This window comes from Vagococcus coleopterorum (assembly GCF_011303955.1).
GTDB classification, from domain to species: domain Bacteria; phylum Bacillota; class Bacilli; order Lactobacillales; family Vagococcaceae; genus Vagococcus_D; species Vagococcus_D coleopterorum.
Window position 1 is genome coordinate 584,394 of the sequence record NZ_CP049886.1, and the last position, 16,319, is coordinate 600,712.

Genomic DNA, 16,319 nt, shown 5'->3' on the forward strand with positions numbered 1-16,319 from the left:
GACTCTGTAAAAGGGTCCTTTTTTGCATCTAAAACACAAAACGTGTAAACTTATAGTTTAAGGCGAAAGGGGTTATTTATGAAGAAGAAATCAGAGAGCACCATTTTTGAGATGCTATCGTTTGTTTTCAAACGTGTGGCGAAAGAATGGAAAGTATTATTAATCAGTATTGCAGCGTTAGTTTTAATTGCTGTAGTCGAATTTAAAATTCCGCAAATCACGCAACAAATTATTGATGTCGTTGTGCCATCTAAATCAAAGAGTTTGTTATTTAAATCGATTGGGATGTTGGCATTTTTTACTATAGCGCTAAATCTGTTATCAGTTATTTCTACTTATCTAATGAGTAAAATCAGTCAGCAAGCTGTTGTCAGCTTACGCCAAGACTTATATAGTCATGTGTTAAAGCAAGACTTGGCTTATTTTGAAAATCAAAAAACTGGAGATTTAATGACTCGATTAACAAGTGATGTTAGGACGATTCAGGATTTAATTTCACCGAGTACATTGAGAATTTTCAGTAATATTGTCACGTTTGTTTTGGTTTTAGGATTTTTAATGTATACAGATTGGAAATTAAGTCTATTGATTTTAATTACCTTTCCCATGTTATTTCTTGTAAATGATTATTTTAGTAAGCGAATGAAAGCTAACTTTCGTCGTGTTCGTGAGTCGGTAGCTAGTTTGAATAATCACTTACAGACGACATTAACGTCTGTTTTGATGATAAAAAATTCAGCAACTGAAGGGTATGAACGCAGTCGTTTTGAAGATTTAAATGCTGAAGTTAAAGCAAATCAATTAACAGCAACAAAAACGCAAGCCTTATTTTCGCCCTCAATGGATATGATTAACTTCTTAGGAACGGCTATTGTCTTAACCTATGGAACGTTACAAATTTTTGCAGGTAACCTGACAGTCGGAGCTATGATGAGTTATCTTGCTTATCTTAAATTGCTGCAAAATCCGATTCGTTCAATCACTTCAATGATTAGTCGCTTCCAACAAGCGTTAGTTTCTTATGAGCGTTTGATGGATATTCATGAGAGTGAACCAACAATCAATGATGCTGAAGATGCTAGTCCTTTAACAGATTTGCATCAAGGTGTGACATTCGATCATGTTTCATTTGAATATCAGACTGGTAAGAAAGTGTTAAACGATGTATCATTTGAAATTCCTAAAGGGAAATTGATAGCTTTAGTTGGGTCTTCGGGTTCAGGAAAAACAACGGTGACAAAATTATTATCACGTTTATACGAACCAACAGCTGGAGAAATTATGATTGATAATATTCCGTTAAATCGAATTGCGATTGAGTCACTTCGCCAAGGGATTGGTGTGGTTTCTCAAGATGTTGAGTTGATTGATGGCACTGTCCGTGAAAATGTCACGTACGGTATTCCAGGTAAAACACCGGAAGAAGTTCAAACTGCCATTGATGCGGCTAAATTATCTGAGTTCGTTACAGATTTACCAGAAGGACTAGAAACGCAAATCGGTGAACGAGGTGTGAAACTATCTGGGGGACAAAAACAACGGATTTCAATTGCTCGCGTATTTTTAAAGAATGCGCCAATCTTAATTTTAGATGAAGCAACAGCTGCGTTAGATAATGAATCAGAACGCTTCATTCAAAAATCGTTAGAAGAATTATTAGAACAAAAAACAGCGTTGGTTATTGCTCATCGTTTATCAACCATTCATAATGCCGACACTATTTTAGTGATGGAAAAAGGTGAAATTATCGAAAGCGGTAATCATCAAGAATTGATTGAACAAGGTGGTAAATATCAAAGCTTATATGACGCTCAATTTTCATAAAAGCAGACAAGAAAAAACACCCGACTGGAGAGGTCGGGTGTTTTTAGGAGATTTTTTATTTACTTTGGAGGAGTAAATAATGAAAAAGTTTTGTTAGGGTTGTTTATTTGGTACACCTTTATAATAGAATCTAATTATGAATTTTTTGTGACAAAGTCATAATGAAAGTTCGAACAATTACTAAGTAAATATTAAAAGCCGTGGATGATATTATCCATGGCTTTTTTAAATTAATTAAATTAAATGACTTAATAAATAAGCAGATACTAATTTTTCAGTGGCATCAATTGATGTTTGGTGCGTTCGTTCGTATGCATGACTTGCCTCGATACCCGCTCCAACAAGTCCGTGGCGGACGTCAGCCCCAGCTTTCATTGCAGCAGAAGCATCACTTCCGTAAAATGGGTAGATATCTAATTTGTAGGGGATCTTGTTTTCTTCACATAATGACACAAATTGATTACGAAGATCTAAGTGATAAGGTCCGCTGGCATCTTTCACACAAATTGAGACAGTGTATTCATCGGTTTGTTGGTTATCGCCCATGGCTCCCATGTCGACGGCTAAGTAATCAACAACCTTTTCTGAAATGTTTGAGTTGCCTCCGTAACCAATTTCCTCGTTGTTTGAAAAGAAGAAATGAGTTGTATGTGGCAGTTCTGTTTTATCGGTTGCAATTTGTTTTAAAAAGTTTACTAAGATGGCAACGCTGACTTTATCATCTAAGTGACGTGATTTAATAAAACCGCTCGGTGTAATTTCAGTACGTGGATCAAAGCTAATGAAGTCTCCGACTTGAATACCAAGAGCTGCAGTTTCTTCAGCATTAGTTGTTTTTTCGTCAATGCGGACTTCCATATTTGCTTGATTACGTTCTGCAGTCCCGGCATCTTTGTAGACGTGGACGCTTGTTTGGTGCATTAAAATAGTTCCGGTATAAGTTTGACCAGATTGGGTATGGATTTGGCAATATTCGCCTTCGATGGCGTTAAATTTAAAACCGCCTACTAAATCTAACATTAAACGTCCATCAGGTTTGATTGCCCGAACCATAGCGCCCAAAGTATCGACGTGAGCAGTAATAAAACGATGATTCTGATCATCTTTACCTAGTACAGTTACGATTAAACTTCCTTTACGATTAATCGTTGGCGTGTAACCTGCTGTAGTTAGTTCGTGATTTAAAACCTCAATAATATTTTTGGTATCCCCGGTTGGTGAAGGGATGTTGGTTAAACGAGCTACTAAATCAATTGTTTGTTCTGACATTGTTCAGTCTCCTTTGTAATTTATTGGGTTGTACACCCCTATAATAGAATAGAATGACAGGAAAATAAATCACTTTTAGGTAATTTGAGCAAATCAATTTACAATATACCCAAGGGGGTATAAAATGAAATGGAATTAAACTAAAATTTGGAGGAGCTAAACTATGTTTTTATTTAAAAGTGTCCCAAGTATAACCAATAAAGAGCTACAAGAATTATTAGCAAAAAAAATTGAATTAATCGATGTCAGAGAAAAACATGAATTTGCTGGAGGTCATATTCTAGGAGCGAAAAATATTCCGTTACAACAGATTAGTAGTTATAAAGGAAAAGGGCCGGTTTACGTGATTTGTCAATCAGGTATGCGTAGCAAACAAGCAACAAGTCATTTAGTTGGTAAAGGTATTGATGCCTATAATGTTAAAGGTGGCATGATGCAGTGGCAAGGTGCTGTTAAGGGAGGCAAATAAAATGAAAATTGTGATTGTCGGTGGTGTAGCAGGGGGAATGTCTGCAGCAACAAGACTTCGTCGTTTAAATGAAGAGGCAGAAATTATTGTCGTAGAAAAAGGTCCGTTTGTTTCTTTTGCAAACTGTGGATTGCCTTATTATGTTTCAGGTGAAATTAGTGAACGTGGGGACCTATTAGTCCAAACACCCGCTAGTTTAAAAGCGCGATTTGCTTTAGATGTTAGGCCTGAAAGCGAAGTCGTTACAATTGATTCTGAAGGGATGAAAGTTGAGATTAAAACAGCGGAAGGAAGTTACTGGGAGAGTTATGATGAATTGATTTTCTCTCCTGGAGCACGTCCGGTTATCCCGCCAATCGCAGGACTTGCAGAAGCTGAAAATGTTTTTTCTTTAAGAAATGTCCCTGATTTAGATCAGATTATGACTCAGTTAGAAGCTAAACAACCAAAAACAGCTACCGTTATCGGTGCGGGTTTCATTGGTTTGGAAATGGCAGAAAACTTAAAAGAAGCTGGCTTATCAGTAACAATTGTTGAAAAAGCACCACATGTGTTGCCGCCTCTGGATCAAGAGATGGCCGCTTTTGTTGAAAATGAATTGAAAGCAAATGATGTGCGTGTTTTAACAGGAGTTGGGGCAGTTGGTTTCAAACAAGCTGGTCAAGTAATCGAGTTAGACAATGGTGAAACTGTGTCCTCAGACTTAACGATTCTGTCGGTGGGAGTGACACCGGAATCAACTTTAGCTAAGGAAGCCGGCGTTGAATTAGGTTTACGTGGTGGCATTCTAGTAGACGAACACTATCAAACGAATATCCCGCATATTTATGCGGTGGGGGATGCGATTGTTGTAAAGCAGCAGATCACGGGTGAAGATGCCTTGATTTCGCTTGCTTCACCAGCGAACCGACAAGGTCGTCAAGTTGCAGATGTTATTTCAGGTCTGCCTCGTAAAAATAAAGGGAGTATTGGAACGGCGATTGTTCGCGTATTTGGTCAAACCGCAGCTTCCACAGGGTTGACTGAAAGGCAAGCACAATTGGCAGGGCTCGATGTGGCGGTAGTTCATACTAAAGGGAAAGATCATGCAGGCTATTATCCAGGCAGTACAGCGGTGGTTCTTAAGTTGGTTTTTAATCCTAAGACGGGTACAATTTATGGTGCACAAGGTGTAGGGCCAAAAGGTATTGATAAACGGATTGACATTTTAGCAACGGCTATTAAAGGTGGATTGACTGTAGAAGACTTGCCAGAACTTGAATTTACGTATGCCCCCCCATTTGGTGTAGCGAAAGACCCAGTTAATATGCTCGGATATGTGGCTTTGAACGTTATGGAAGGTCAGTCTAATATGATACAATGGCATGAGGTTGATAACTATTTGAAAGATGGTTGGCAATTGTTAGATGTCCGAAGTGGTGCGGAAGTGGTAAATGGGAAAGTGGCGGAAGGTATAAATATTCCGTTACCAGAGCTACGCCAACGTTTATCTGAATTAGACAAACAACAACAATATATTGTCAGTTGTGAAAGTGGGTTGCGTAGCTATATTGCTGAGCGCTTATTAAAGCAAAATGGATTTAATGTGATGAATCTTGATGGGGCATATAGTTTATATGCTACGGTATTACCAGATCGAGTGTGTCGCTAAGGAGGAAAAGGCAATGCAATGTGATCAAAAAATAATGAATCGTTTAAAGCGTGCTGAAGGCCAGATGCGTGGCATTCAAAAAATGATGTCTGAAGGACAAAGTTGTGGCGATATGATGGTTCAACTTGCAGCAGTTCGTGCCAGTGTGGATAAAATCATGGGTGTCATGGCAGCTGAAAATCTGAAGCATCAGTTGGAAAATCCTGATGCTGATCCAGACAGACAAGCAGAGCAACTTGCAAAAGCAATGCGTTTAATTGAAAAAAAATAAAGAAGGAGCTTAGGCCCCTTCTTTTTTGTTTATTGAAAAGATAAGTAATGTTATGATTATTATATGAAATATTGAGGAGTTACATATGATTAACCATATTCAACCTATTTTAACTGCATTCCTTATTTTTTTAATAGTGGCATTTGTAGTGACTACGCCTTGGACTATCTATCAATACCGTAAGCATGGTTATTTTAGTTTTTGGCGTAATCTCATTTTGTTTTCGTTTGTTTTTTACTTATTGACTGCATTTTTCTTAGTTAGTTTACCGTTGCCGGTTAATCGGGAAAATTTTATTCCGGGCCAAAGTGAAATTTACAGCCAATTGAAACCATTTCGTTTTATTAGTGATATAACAAAAGAATCCGAAGTTGATTGGTTGCGCATTACCACCTATAAAGAGTTAAGGCACTCGCCGGCATTCTTCCAGTTTTTCTTTAATTTAGTAATGTTGCTTCCGCTGGGTGTTTATTATAAATATTATAAGAAAAATTCAGCTCGGTTATGGAAGGCGGCATGCCTAGGATTTTTAGTATCATTATTTTTTGAAGTTTCACAAATAACTGCGTTGTTTGGGTATTATCAAGTGCCGTATCGCTTGTTTGATGTGGATGATTTATTTGCCAACACATTGGGAGCGGTTATTGGATACTTATTAGCGCCCTTATTTTTATTTTTTTTACCAAGTAGAAAAGAGCTCGTTCAAAAAGATCAACCGTATCATTCTGGGGACGTGACATCGTATGGTATTCAAATTGTTGAAGCGTTATTGACAATGTATGCTGCGGGAATAACAGCTAATGTTTTTGCAGGAGTGTTCGGAGTCACATCGGAACTGTATATAGATATAATTAAAATTGGTGGTTTCTTTCTCTACTCGGTTATCGTACCAATAGTATGCCGAGGATATACTATTTCTAGTTGGGTATTGCGGATCCGTTTTGATGTTATTAAAGGCCCAAGAATAAAAGTCTACATCAAGCGTTTCAGTTTTATCTATATTCCCGTAGTGATAAACATTTTATTTAATCCGTTGACAGATATTATGTCTGATAATGTTTATATTATTGTGAGTCAGGTGATTGCGGAATTTATCATTTTAATAGTTTGGATTGCTGTCTATGCCAATGTTTTATGGCGTTGGCTTCGCAAAAAAAATAGACCTTATTTTAATAATATAGAGGGTCTGCGAGTAGTGAGGAGTAAGGGGTAAGAAAAAAATTGGAGGTAGAAAAATGACAAAGACAAGAGGATTTGAAAGATTATCAACATCATCACAAGATATTAATTTGCCAGTTCGTGCGACGAAAGCGGCAGCTGGTTATGATTTTGAAGCGTCAGCAGACACCGTTGTTCCAAGTATTTGGAAACAAGGGGTTGCTAAAGTATTAAAAGCAGTCTTAACTGGGGGGATTGCTGAGTTGGATGATGCCACAATGAAAGAATTAAAACCGGTATTAGTTCCAACCGAGATTAAAGCATATATGGGCGAAGATGAGTTTTTACAATTATGTAATCGCTCAAGTAACCCTTTGAAGAACTATTTATTAATGGCCAATGGTGTTGGCATTATTGATAGTGACTATTACAATAATGAAAATAATGAAGGGCACATTATGTTCCAGTTATTAAACTTTGGTTTAAAAGATAAAACAATTGTTAAAGGCGAGCGTATTGGGCAGGGGATTTTCATGCCGTTTTTAAAAGCTGACCAAGATGATGTGACAAAAGAAAGAACTGGCGGTTTTGGTTCTTCTGGTAAGTAAATAAAAGTGTTTTAAGGGCGACCTTAGAACACTTTTTTTATTTTTGATTAAATCACGCTAAAAGAGGGTCTTTCTGTCCCGAAACCGCCTTCTTTATGATAGAATAAAGAAGATATTAAGTGATGAAAGAGGGATGTAAATGGCTAAAAAAGCAAAAACACAATTTGAATGTCAGGCCTGTGGTTATATTTCTCCGAAATACTTAGGTCGTTGTCCGAACTGTGGACAATGGAATGAAATGATGGAAGTGAAATTGCAAGATGATACAAATCGAAATAGTCGAGTTAGTTTAGCTGGGAAAAGGACGACAGCAACTAAATTAGGTGATGTGACATCAAAGAAAGAACCGCGTGTTAAGACTAAGATAGAAGAATTAAACCGTGTGCTTGGTGGCGGAGTTGTCCCAGGCTCATTAGTTCTAATCGGTGGGGATCCAGGGATTGGGAAATCTACATTATTATTACAAGTTTCGCAACAACTTCATCAAAGCGGTGGGAAAGTATTATATGTATCTGGAGAGGAAAGTGCGGAACAAATAAAAATGCGAGCAGAACGCTTGAGCATTGAAGGTAATGATTTTTATGTTTACCCAGAAACAGATATGTCATTAATTCGTCAAACAATTGAAGAGATGGCGCCAGATTATGTCATCATTGATTCCATTCAAACAATGATGCAGCCAGAAATTTCTAGTGCAACGGGTAGCGTTAGTCAAGTTCGGGAAACAACTGCCGAGTTGATGCAAATTGCTAAAACAAACCAAATTGCTATTTTTATTGTGGGACATGTAACAAAAGAAGGAGCTTTAGCTGGTCCAAGAATGTTGGAACACATGGTTGATACGGTTCTTTATTTTGAGGGTGATCGACACCATACTTTTAGAATTTTACGAGCTGTTAAAAATCGTTTTGGCTCAACCAACGAGATTGGGATTTTTGAAATGAAAGAACGCGGATTGGTTGAAGTGGCTAATCCCTCTGAGGCATTTTTAGAAGAACGACTTGATGGTGCTACAGGTTCAGCTATTGTTGTATCAATGGAGGGAACACGACCAATTTTAGTAGAAATTCAATCGTTGGTGACACCGAGTATGTTTGGGAATGCTAAACGAACAGCGACGGGGCTAGATTACAATCGAGTATCACTAATTATGGCAGTTCTAGAAAAAAGAGCAGGTTTATTGTTGCAAAATCAAGATGCGTATTTAAAGGCAGCGGGTGGCGTTAAGTTAGATGAACCAGCAATTGATTTGGCAATCGCTGTTGCCATAGCTTCAAGTTATAAAGAAAAAGGGACGAAACCAACTGAGTGCTTTATCGGTGAGATTGGATTAACTGGAGAAATTCGCCGTGTTAACCGTATAGAGCAACGCATTATGGAAGCTAAAAAACTAGGGTTTAAGAAAATGTACATTCCAAAAAATAATTTACAAGGTTGGGAGCCACCTAAAGGGATTGAAGTAGTGGGCGTATCTACCTTAGGCGAAGCTTTACATAAAATTTTCGGATAAAACATGATGGGAAGAGGTGAAGTGTATGATTAAAAAAATATTTACGGGCTTAATGGTAATTCTTGGTATTAGTTTAGGTATTACATTTTTACCAGGGCTATGGTCGTTGCTTAATTTAAGTTTATCTTCAATGATTGATAATGTTTTTGTAAATGGAGTTATTGGAGCTGCAGTATTTTTCTTGTTATCACTAATCTTTGGAAACAATGTGGTAAGAATGATTAAACGGGCTGAACTGAATTTAAGTGGGCACAGCTCGGATTATTTATTATTTGGTTCCATTGGTACGATAATTGGGTTGTTAATTGGTGTGTTAGTGTCAATTCCGTTATTTAGTTTGAATGTTGCAATTATTGGAAATATTCTTCCTACATTTATTATGTTTATCGCCGCTTATTTAGGTTTCCGCTTAGGAACAACTAAAAAAGATGAGTGGAAAAAATTATTTACACCAAAAAACAAACGTCAAAGTGAAGATGTTTTAGAGCGTAAGGTCGATGATCATCATCACAAATATAAAATTTTAGATACGAGTGTCATCATTGATGGTCGGATTTATGATATCGCTAAGACAGGGTTTGTTGAAGGTGTTCTGCTTATTCCAAACTTTGTGTTATATGAGTTACAATATATCGCTGATTCAGGAGATAGCTTAAAGCGGGTACGTGGTCGTCGCGGGCTAGATATTTTAAATGCCTTGCAAAAAGAAGAATCAATTCGAGTTGAAATGTATGAAGGTGATTTTGAAGATGTCGCTGAAGTAGATACTAAACTATTGAAATTAGCTAAAATGTTAGATGGTGTTGTTGTCACAAATGACTACAATTTAAATAAAGTAGCAGAGTTTCAAAATGTTCCAGTTTTAAATATTAATGCACTAGCTAATGCTGTTAAACCAGTTGTTATCCCAGGGGAACAACTTGACGTGATGGTAGTAAAAGAAGGAACGGAGCGCCAACAAGGTGTGGCTTACTTAGACGATGGCACGATGATTGTTGTGGAAGAGGGTCAACACTATATGAATAAGAAAATTGCTGTTGTGGTAACCAGTGCGTTACAAACTGCAGCAGGTCGTATGATTTTTGCGAAACCTGTTCACATGGATCGAGGGATTAAACACGAAAATTAGTGAGGTGTAACCATGAGAATTGGTCAAGGATTCGATGTCCATGAGTTAGTTAGTGGTAGACCATGTATTATTGGTGGTATTGCCCTAGATTACCCGAAAGGTTTGTTAGGAGTAACGGATGCAGATGTTTTAACACACAGCATCATTGATGCTATTTTAGGAGCTCTTGGCGCAGGAGATATTGGCAGTGTTTTTCCGGAATCAGAAGTTCAAGGTAGTGATTCTTTGGAACTGTTGCAATATGTTTGCGGTCAAATGAAAGCAAGTGGTTATCGATTAGGTAATATCGACTGCACTATTTTAGCGGAAGCGCCTAAAATGTCGCCTTATATTCCAAGAATGAAACAAATCATTTCTGAAACATGTGATATTTTAGAAAATCAAGTTAGCATTAAAGCGACAACTATGGAAAAAATGGGATTTATTGGCAGAAGTGAGGGCATCGGTGCGATGTCTGTGGTATTATTAGAAGAGAATTTAGAGGAAAGAGGCTAGGAAGATGACGAAAAAAGTACGCGTGCGTTATGCACCAAGTCCAACGGGACATTTACATATTGGGAATGCCAGAACAGCATTGTTCAATTATTTATATGCAAAACACCATGATGGAGACTTCATTATTCGTATTGAAGATACCGATTTAAAACGTAATATCGAAGGTGGCGAAAAAAGCCAATTAGAAAACCTTGCATGGTTAGGAATGGACTGGGCAGAAAGTCCTGAAAACCCAGGAAAATTTGGTCCTTACCGCCAATCAGAACGTAGTGATATCTACTTACCTCTGATTGAACAATTATTAGCTAGTAACTTAGCCTACAAATGCTATGCTACTGAAGAAGAACTTGAAGAGGTTCGTGAAGCTCAAAAAGCTCGTGGAGAAATGCCGCGTTATAACGGTATGTGCGCAAACCTAACGGCAGAAGAACAAGCTGCATATGAAGCAGAAGGTCGTGAACCAGTTGTTCGTTTCCGTGTTCCTCAAAATAAAGAATATAAATTTAACGATTTAGTTAAAGGTGATATCACCTTTGAATCATCAAGTGTGGGTGGCGACTTTGTTATCTTGAAACGTGATGGTATGCCAACATACAACTTTGCTGTAGCTGTAGATGATCACATGATGGAAATCACTCACGTACTTCGTGGAGATGACCACATTGCTAATACACCTAAACAATTAATGATCTATGAAGCATTTGGTTGGGAAGCTCCAACATTTGGTCATATGACATTAATCATTAATAGTGAAACAGGCAAAAAATTATCAAAACGTGATGAAACAATTTTACAATTCATCGAACAGTACCGTGAATTGGGTTACTTGCCAGAAGCCATGTTCAACTTTATTGCTTTATTAGGTTGGTCACCGGTTGGAGAAGAAGAAATCTTCACTCCAGAACAAATTGTCGAAATGTTTGATGCTGACCGATTAAGTAAATCACCTGCCGCATTTGATGGTAAAAAATTGGAATGGGTTAACAACCAATACATTAAAAATTTAGATTTAGAAGCATTTACTGACATGTGCTTACCGTTCCTAGTAGAAGCTGGTCGCGTTGAAGCAAATCCAACGGCAGAAAAATTAGCGTGGGTTTCTAAGTTAGTAAGTTTATACCAACCGCAAATGAGTTACGCAGCGGAAATCGTTGAGTTGTCTGAGTTATTCTTTGGCGAACATCCAGTTGCCGGGGAAGAAGCAAAAGAAGTTTTAGCTGGTGAAACAGTACCAACTGTTTTAGGGGCTTTTAAAGAACAAATTGCTGCTCTAGAAGAATTTGATGTACCGAATATTAAAGCAGCCATTAAAACTGTTCAAAAAGAGACAGGCGTAAAAGGAAAAAATTTATTTATGCCAATTCGTGTTGCTGTATCTGGCGAAATGCACGGACCTGAATTAGGTGATACAATCGTTTTATTAGGAAAAGAAAAAACAATTGATCATTTAACAAAAGCTTTATCATAAAAACACGTTGAAAAGAAAAGTAACAGATTGTAAGTCCACAGAGAGTCTACGCCTGCTGAAAGTAGATGACTAACGTCTGTTAAATGCCTCTTAGAGTGGTTTAGTCGAAACTTAGTAGACTAAAACGGTTTGTATCCGTTATGTACACCGAGGCTGATAGTTAACAAAACTATTAGTGAAGAAAAGTGGAACCACGTGAAAACGTCTTTTAGTTGATTTTATATCAATTGAAAGTCGTTTTTTATTTTGAAATCAAAGGAGAAGAGTTAAGATGATAAAAATTTATAATACCTTAACCCGTCAAAAAGAAGAGTTCGTACCGTTGGAGCCGGGAAAAATAAAAATGTATGTGTGTGGTCCGACAGTTTATAATTACATTCATATTGGGAATGCTCGTAGTACGATTGCGTTCGATACCATTCGTAAGTACTTTGAGTACCGTGGCTATGATGTAAATTATGTTTCTAATTTTACCGATGTCGATGACAAAATTATTCGAACAGCAAAAGAAGAAAACGTCACGCCTAAAGAGTTAGCGGACCGTTTCATTGCTGCTTTTAAAGAAGATACAGGCGCTTTAAATGTTAAGCCAGCTTGCACTCATCCGCGTGTTATCGATCATATGACTGATATTATCGAGTTTGTTGAAGGGTTGATTCGTTTAGGGTTTGCTTATGAATCTGCTGGCGACGTCTACTACCGAACTCGTAAATTTGATAAATATGGAGAATTGAGCGACCAATCAATTGATGAATTGGAAGTTGGAGCAAGCAACCGAACAGGAGCTGAGCAAGATAAGAAAGAAGATCCGTTGGACTTTGCTTTGTGGAAATCAGCTAAGGACGATGAAGTATCGTGGGATTCGCCTTGGGGTAAAGGTCGTCCTGGTTGGCATATTGAATGTTCAGTTATGGCTACTAAGTTATTAGGCGATACTATTGATATTCATGGGGGAGGGCAAGATTTGTCTTTCCCGCATCATGAAAATGAAATAGCACAAAGTGAAGCGAAAACAGGTAAGACATTCGCGAACTACTGGATGCATAATGGTTATGTGACTGTGGGTGAAGATGGCGAAAAAATGAGCAAATCACTAGGTAACTTTGTGACGGCGCATGACTTTATTGCTGACGGTCAAGCAGAAAATGTCCGTTTTGCACTGGCGTCGACTCATTATCGCCGTCCGTTACCTTTTAATGAAGAAACACTAGTTGAGGCGGAAAATAATCGTCAAAAAATTCAAACAGCCTATGATAACTTAAAGTTTAGGTTAGGAACAGATTCGGTTTCTGACAGTATTGAAAATGATCATTTATCTAAATTAAAAGAGTTTGAAGAGAAATTCCAATTGGAAATGGACGACGATTTTAATGTGGCTAATGGATTGACTGTTATTTATGAGTTCGTTAAATGGGTCAATCAATATAACACCAAAAAAGAAGTCTCTCGAGAAGTGGTGACAGAGAGTTTAGAATTACTAACAAGATTGATGACAATATTTGGTGTTATTTTGGAAAAAGAAAACGAGTTACTTGATGAAACAATTGATCAACTTTTAGTTGAACGTGATCAAGCTCGTGTGGACCGTAATTTTGCACGTAGTGATGAAATTCGTGACTTATTAAAAGACCAAGGGATTATTTTAGAGGATACCGCCCAAGGAACAAGATGGAGAAGAAGTTAATGACAAAAAATGAAGATTATACTTTAATTAATGGCTTAGCGTTAGCGTATGTAGGCGATGCGATATATGAAATCTATATTCGTGATTTTTTGATTCGACAAGGCTTAACGAAACCGAATATGTTACATAAAACAGCGACTAAATATGTTTCTGCTAAATCGCAAGCTTATTTGATGAAGTTGATGTTAGAAGAAGAATTATTATCTGAAGAAGAATTATTAATGTATAAACGGGGACGCAATGCGAAAAGTCATACGTCAGCTAAAAATGCTGACGTTACGACATACCGTATTTCAACCGGATTTGAAGCGTTGTTTGGATACTTACATTTAACTGATAAAAAAGTACGAATAGAAGAGTTAGTATATTGGTGTATTGAAAAGGTGGGTGAAAAAGAGAATGGCTAAAGAGTTTAAAGGGAATAATAAAGGAAAAAGAAATAAATTTAATGATAAAGGATTTAGTAAATCGTCTAAACGTCCTCAAGTAGAAGATTTATCGGCTGGGTCAACGGAAGAAGTTGATTTTGTTTATGGCAAACATGCTGTAGTTGAGTCATTAAAAAACAAACGTGGTAATAAATTGTTTTTACAGGAAGATTTAAAAGGTGCTAACGCCCAAGAATTAAAAGAATTAGCAGCTGAATACTCAGTGCCAGTTTCTTGGGCACCGAAAGTTAAGTTGGATAAATTAACTGATGGGGCAGTCCATCAAGGGATTGTTATGGGAATTACTCCTTTTGAATATCTGAGTGTTGAAGAATTAATCGAACAGGCTAAGAGCAAGAAGGAAGAACCATTCTTCTTAGTCTTAGATGGGATCGAAGACCCTCATAACTTTGGTTCGATTTTAAGAACAGCTGATGCGACAGGTGTAGATGGTGTGATTATTCCAAAGCATCGTGCTGTAGGGATAACTTCAGTTGTAACGAAAACGTCAACGGGAGCAGTTGAGCACATTCCAGTAGCACGTGCTACAAATCTTAAGCAAGGGTTAGTGACATTGAAAGAAAATGGGTTTTGGATATTTGGAACGGATATGTCAGGCACAGATTATCGCCAATGGAATACAGCTGGATCAATTGCCTTAATTATCGGGAATGAAGGAAAAGGTATGTCGCCTGGTTTGAAAAAAGATGTTGATGAAATGTTATCAATTCCGATGAGTGGTCATGTTCAAAGCTTAAATGCGAGTGTTGCAGCTGGCCTTTTGATGTATGAAGTTTTTCGTAATAGAACAAAATAATAGATAGAAAACAACAGCGAAAGCTGTTGTTTTTTTGTTTTGAATAAGAGTTCTCTTTTAATTTTGGCATTTAGGGCGTACACTCCAGGTACCAAGGCCGATGGTAAAGATATTTGTATAGGAGGAATTTCTATGAATTTGGATGAGTTAATCGTTGCATCTCAATCTGGAAGCTCTGAGGCGTTTTTAACGCTCCGTCAAAAATATCAACCTGTCATTTACAAAATGCAAAAGTCATATCATTTAAAAGATTTAGAGCGAGAAGATTGGTTGCAAGAAGGTGACTTAGTGCTATATCAGTCAATAAAAAATTATAAGAAAGAAAAAGGGTTAACGTTAGGATGCTTTTTTAGAATGAATTTCGAAAGACACATCTTCAGTTTGTTGCGGAAACAAGGTGCTTTAAAACGAAAAGCGTGGGTGGAAAGTTTATCTTTTGAACAACAGTTTGAAAAACAAGGTGATTTCTTTTTGTTATCAGAGAGGGAGTTGAGCTATCAATTTACAACGCCAATTGCTGCGAAAGAACAAATAGTTGAGATTGTTTACCGCATGTCGAAGTTTGAAAAAGCCGTGCTATATTACTATCTTTTAAATAAATCAGAGAGTGAAACAGCTACTGCATTAGATTGTTCAGATGCAAAGGTTCATAATGGAATGGATCGGATAAAAAAGAAATGCAAAATGATAATGCCTTAAAAAGCAGACCGTTTGGAGGTTGGGAAAGTAGCGGTTTCAAAGCTGAAATCGTGAAAGCCTTTACTTTTTCGCTCAAATATGGTACAATTTCTGTTAAGAGGTGAATTGGATGCCAACAACATTAGCTACAATAAAAAAAGAGATGGAAAGTCGGATTGGGAGTAAAATCACTCTAGTTGCTCAAACTGGAAGGAAGCGCCAAACACGACATTCAGGAACGTTAACTGAGACGTATCCAGCAGTTTTTATTGTCGATTTAGATCAAGATGATAAATCTTGTGAGAGGGTATCCTATAGTTACACTGATATCTTGACACAAACGGTTGAAATTGAGTTTATTTAAGTAAAAGCCTGTGAGGGCTTTTTTCTTTTGGAAAGAGGTATAGATGAAAATATTAATTGACGGAGATGCGTGTCCTGTAAAAAATGAAATTTATGAATTAGCGGAAAAATATGAGTTGAAAGTTATGTTGGTAACAAGTGTTTCACATTATTCGGTGACAGCATTGCCAGAATTTGTTTCAACAGTTTATGTTGATGAGGGAGCAGATTCTGCAGATTATCGTATTGTAAAGCTAACTGAAGCAGGTGATATCGTAGTGACACAAGATTATGGACTTGCATCATTAGTTCTTGGGAAAAGAGCAGTTGTCTTGCATCATTTAGGAAAAGAATATACAACGGTAACAATTGATTTAATGTTAGAAAGTCGGCATCACAACGCAAAGGTTAGAAAAAGTGGTGGTCGGACAAAAGGTCCTAAAAAGCTGACGGCAGATGACCGTCAACACTTTTCTGAAAAGTTAGAGGATATAATAAAAAGACAGCTCTAGAGCTGT

General features: G+C 37.3%; 17 protein-coding genes and 1 other annotated feature. Of the genes, 16 read left to right on the forward strand and 1 reads right to left on the reverse strand.

What is annotated here, in order from left to right; all coding sequences use genetic code 11:
• Nucleotides 1–78: 78 nt before the first annotated feature.
• Complete coding sequence (locus tag G7081_RS03020; RefSeq protein WP_166007271.1) at nt 79–1,824, forward strand: ABC transporter ATP-binding protein; 1,746 nt, start codon at nt 79–81, stop codon at nt 1,822–1,824.
• 234 nt (nt 1,825–2,058) lie between these two features.
• On the opposite strand, the gene G7081_RS03025 is transcribed toward G7081_RS03020, so the two are convergent.
• Nucleotides 2,059–3,093 (reverse strand): M42 family metallopeptidase, encoded by a 1,035-nt coding sequence (locus tag G7081_RS03025; RefSeq protein ID WP_166007272.1) that lies wholly within the window; start codon nt 3,091–3,093, stop codon nt 2,059–2,061.
• 163 nt (nt 3,094–3,256) lie between these two features.
• On the opposite strand from G7081_RS03025, the gene G7081_RS03030 reads away from it, so the two are divergent.
• From G7081_RS03030 to G7081_RS03100, 15 genes are all read left to right on the forward strand, one after another.
• On the forward strand, nt 3,257–3,562 hold the full coding sequence (locus tag G7081_RS03030) for a rhodanese-like domain-containing protein (protein ID WP_166007273.1): 306 nt from the start codon (nt 3,257–3,259) through the stop codon (nt 3,560–3,562).
• 1 nt (nt 3,563) lies between these two features.
• Nucleotides 3,564–5,213, forward strand: a complete 1,650-nt coding sequence (locus G7081_RS03035; protein WP_166007274.1) for an FAD-dependent oxidoreductase — start codon at nt 3,564–3,566, stop codon at nt 5,211–5,213.
• A 13-nt stretch (nt 5,214–5,226) separates the two neighbouring features.
• Nucleotides 5,227–5,484, forward strand: coding sequence for a metal-sensing transcriptional repressor (locus tag G7081_RS03040; RefSeq protein WP_166007275.1), 258 nt, complete (start codon nt 5,227–5,229; stop codon nt 5,482–5,484).
• A gap of 85 nt (nt 5,485–5,569) precedes the next feature.
• Complete coding sequence (locus tag G7081_RS03045) at nt 5,570–6,697, forward strand: VanZ family protein (RefSeq protein WP_166007276.1); 1,128 nt, start codon at nt 5,570–5,572, stop codon at nt 6,695–6,697.
• 22 nt (nt 6,698–6,719) lie between these two features.
• A complete protein-coding gene (locus G7081_RS03050) occupies nt 6,720–7,250 on the forward strand; it encodes a dCTP deaminase/dUTPase family protein (protein ID WP_166007277.1) in 531 nt (176 codons plus the stop codon).
• 139 nt (nt 7,251–7,389) lie between these two features.
• Nucleotides 7,390–8,760: a DNA repair protein RadA gene (radA, locus tag G7081_RS03055; protein ID WP_166007278.1), complete on the forward strand. Its 1,371-nt coding sequence runs from the start codon at nt 7,390–7,392 to the stop codon at nt 8,758–8,760.
• A 25-nt stretch (nt 8,761–8,785) separates the two neighbouring features.
• Complete coding sequence (locus G7081_RS03060; RefSeq protein ID WP_166007279.1) at nt 8,786–9,889, forward strand: PIN/TRAM domain-containing protein; 1,104 nt, start codon at nt 8,786–8,788, stop codon at nt 9,887–9,889.
• Between the two features lie 12 nt (nt 9,890–9,901).
• Entirely contained in the window at nt 9,902–10,384 is a 483-nt protein-coding gene (ispF, locus tag G7081_RS03065) for a 2-C-methyl-D-erythritol 2,4-cyclodiphosphate synthase (protein WP_166007280.1), read from the forward strand.
• Between the two features lie 4 nt (nt 10,385–10,388).
• The gene (gene gltX / locus G7081_RS03070) at nt 10,389–11,852 is read left to right on the forward strand and encodes a glutamate--tRNA ligase (RefSeq protein WP_166007281.1); all 1,464 of its coding nucleotides are present in this window, start codon (nt 10,389–10,391) and stop codon (nt 11,850–11,852) included.
• Nucleotides 11,851–12,064, forward strand: a binding site (T-box leader). Its footprint overlaps the gene before it by 2 nt.
• Before the next feature lie 59 nt (nt 12,065–12,123).
• A complete protein-coding gene (gene cysS / locus G7081_RS03075) occupies nt 12,124–13,536 on the forward strand; it encodes a cysteine--tRNA ligase (RefSeq protein WP_166007282.1) in 1,413 nt (470 codons plus the stop codon).
• Nucleotides 13,521–13,943 carry a Mini-ribonuclease 3 gene (locus G7081_RS03080; RefSeq protein WP_166007284.1) on the forward strand — a complete coding sequence of 141 codons (423 nt, stop codon included), beginning with the start codon at nt 13,521–13,523 and terminating at the stop codon, nt 13,941–13,943. The genes cysS and G7081_RS03080 overlap by 16 nt, the downstream gene beginning before the upstream one ends.
• Complete coding sequence (gene rlmB / locus G7081_RS03085) at nt 13,936–14,781, forward strand: 23S rRNA (guanosine(2251)-2'-O)-methyltransferase RlmB (RefSeq protein WP_166007286.1); 846 nt, start codon at nt 13,936–13,938, stop codon at nt 14,779–14,781. The genes G7081_RS03080 and rlmB overlap by 8 nt, the downstream gene beginning before the upstream one ends.
• 132 nt (nt 14,782–14,913) lie before the next feature.
• Nucleotides 14,914–15,480 (forward strand): sigma factor, encoded by a 567-nt coding sequence (locus tag G7081_RS03090; RefSeq protein ID WP_166007288.1) that lies wholly within the window; start codon nt 14,914–14,916, stop codon nt 15,478–15,480.
• A gap of 109 nt (nt 15,481–15,589) precedes the next feature.
• A complete protein-coding gene (locus G7081_RS03095; RefSeq protein WP_166007289.1) occupies nt 15,590–15,823 on the forward strand; it encodes a Veg family protein in 234 nt (77 codons plus the stop codon).
• A gap of 43 nt (nt 15,824–15,866) precedes the next feature.
• Nucleotides 15,867–16,313: a YaiI/YqxD family protein gene (locus G7081_RS03100; RefSeq protein ID WP_166007291.1), complete on the forward strand. Its 447-nt coding sequence runs from the start codon at nt 15,867–15,869 to the stop codon at nt 16,311–16,313.
• Nucleotides 16,314–16,319 lie beyond the last annotated feature (6 nt).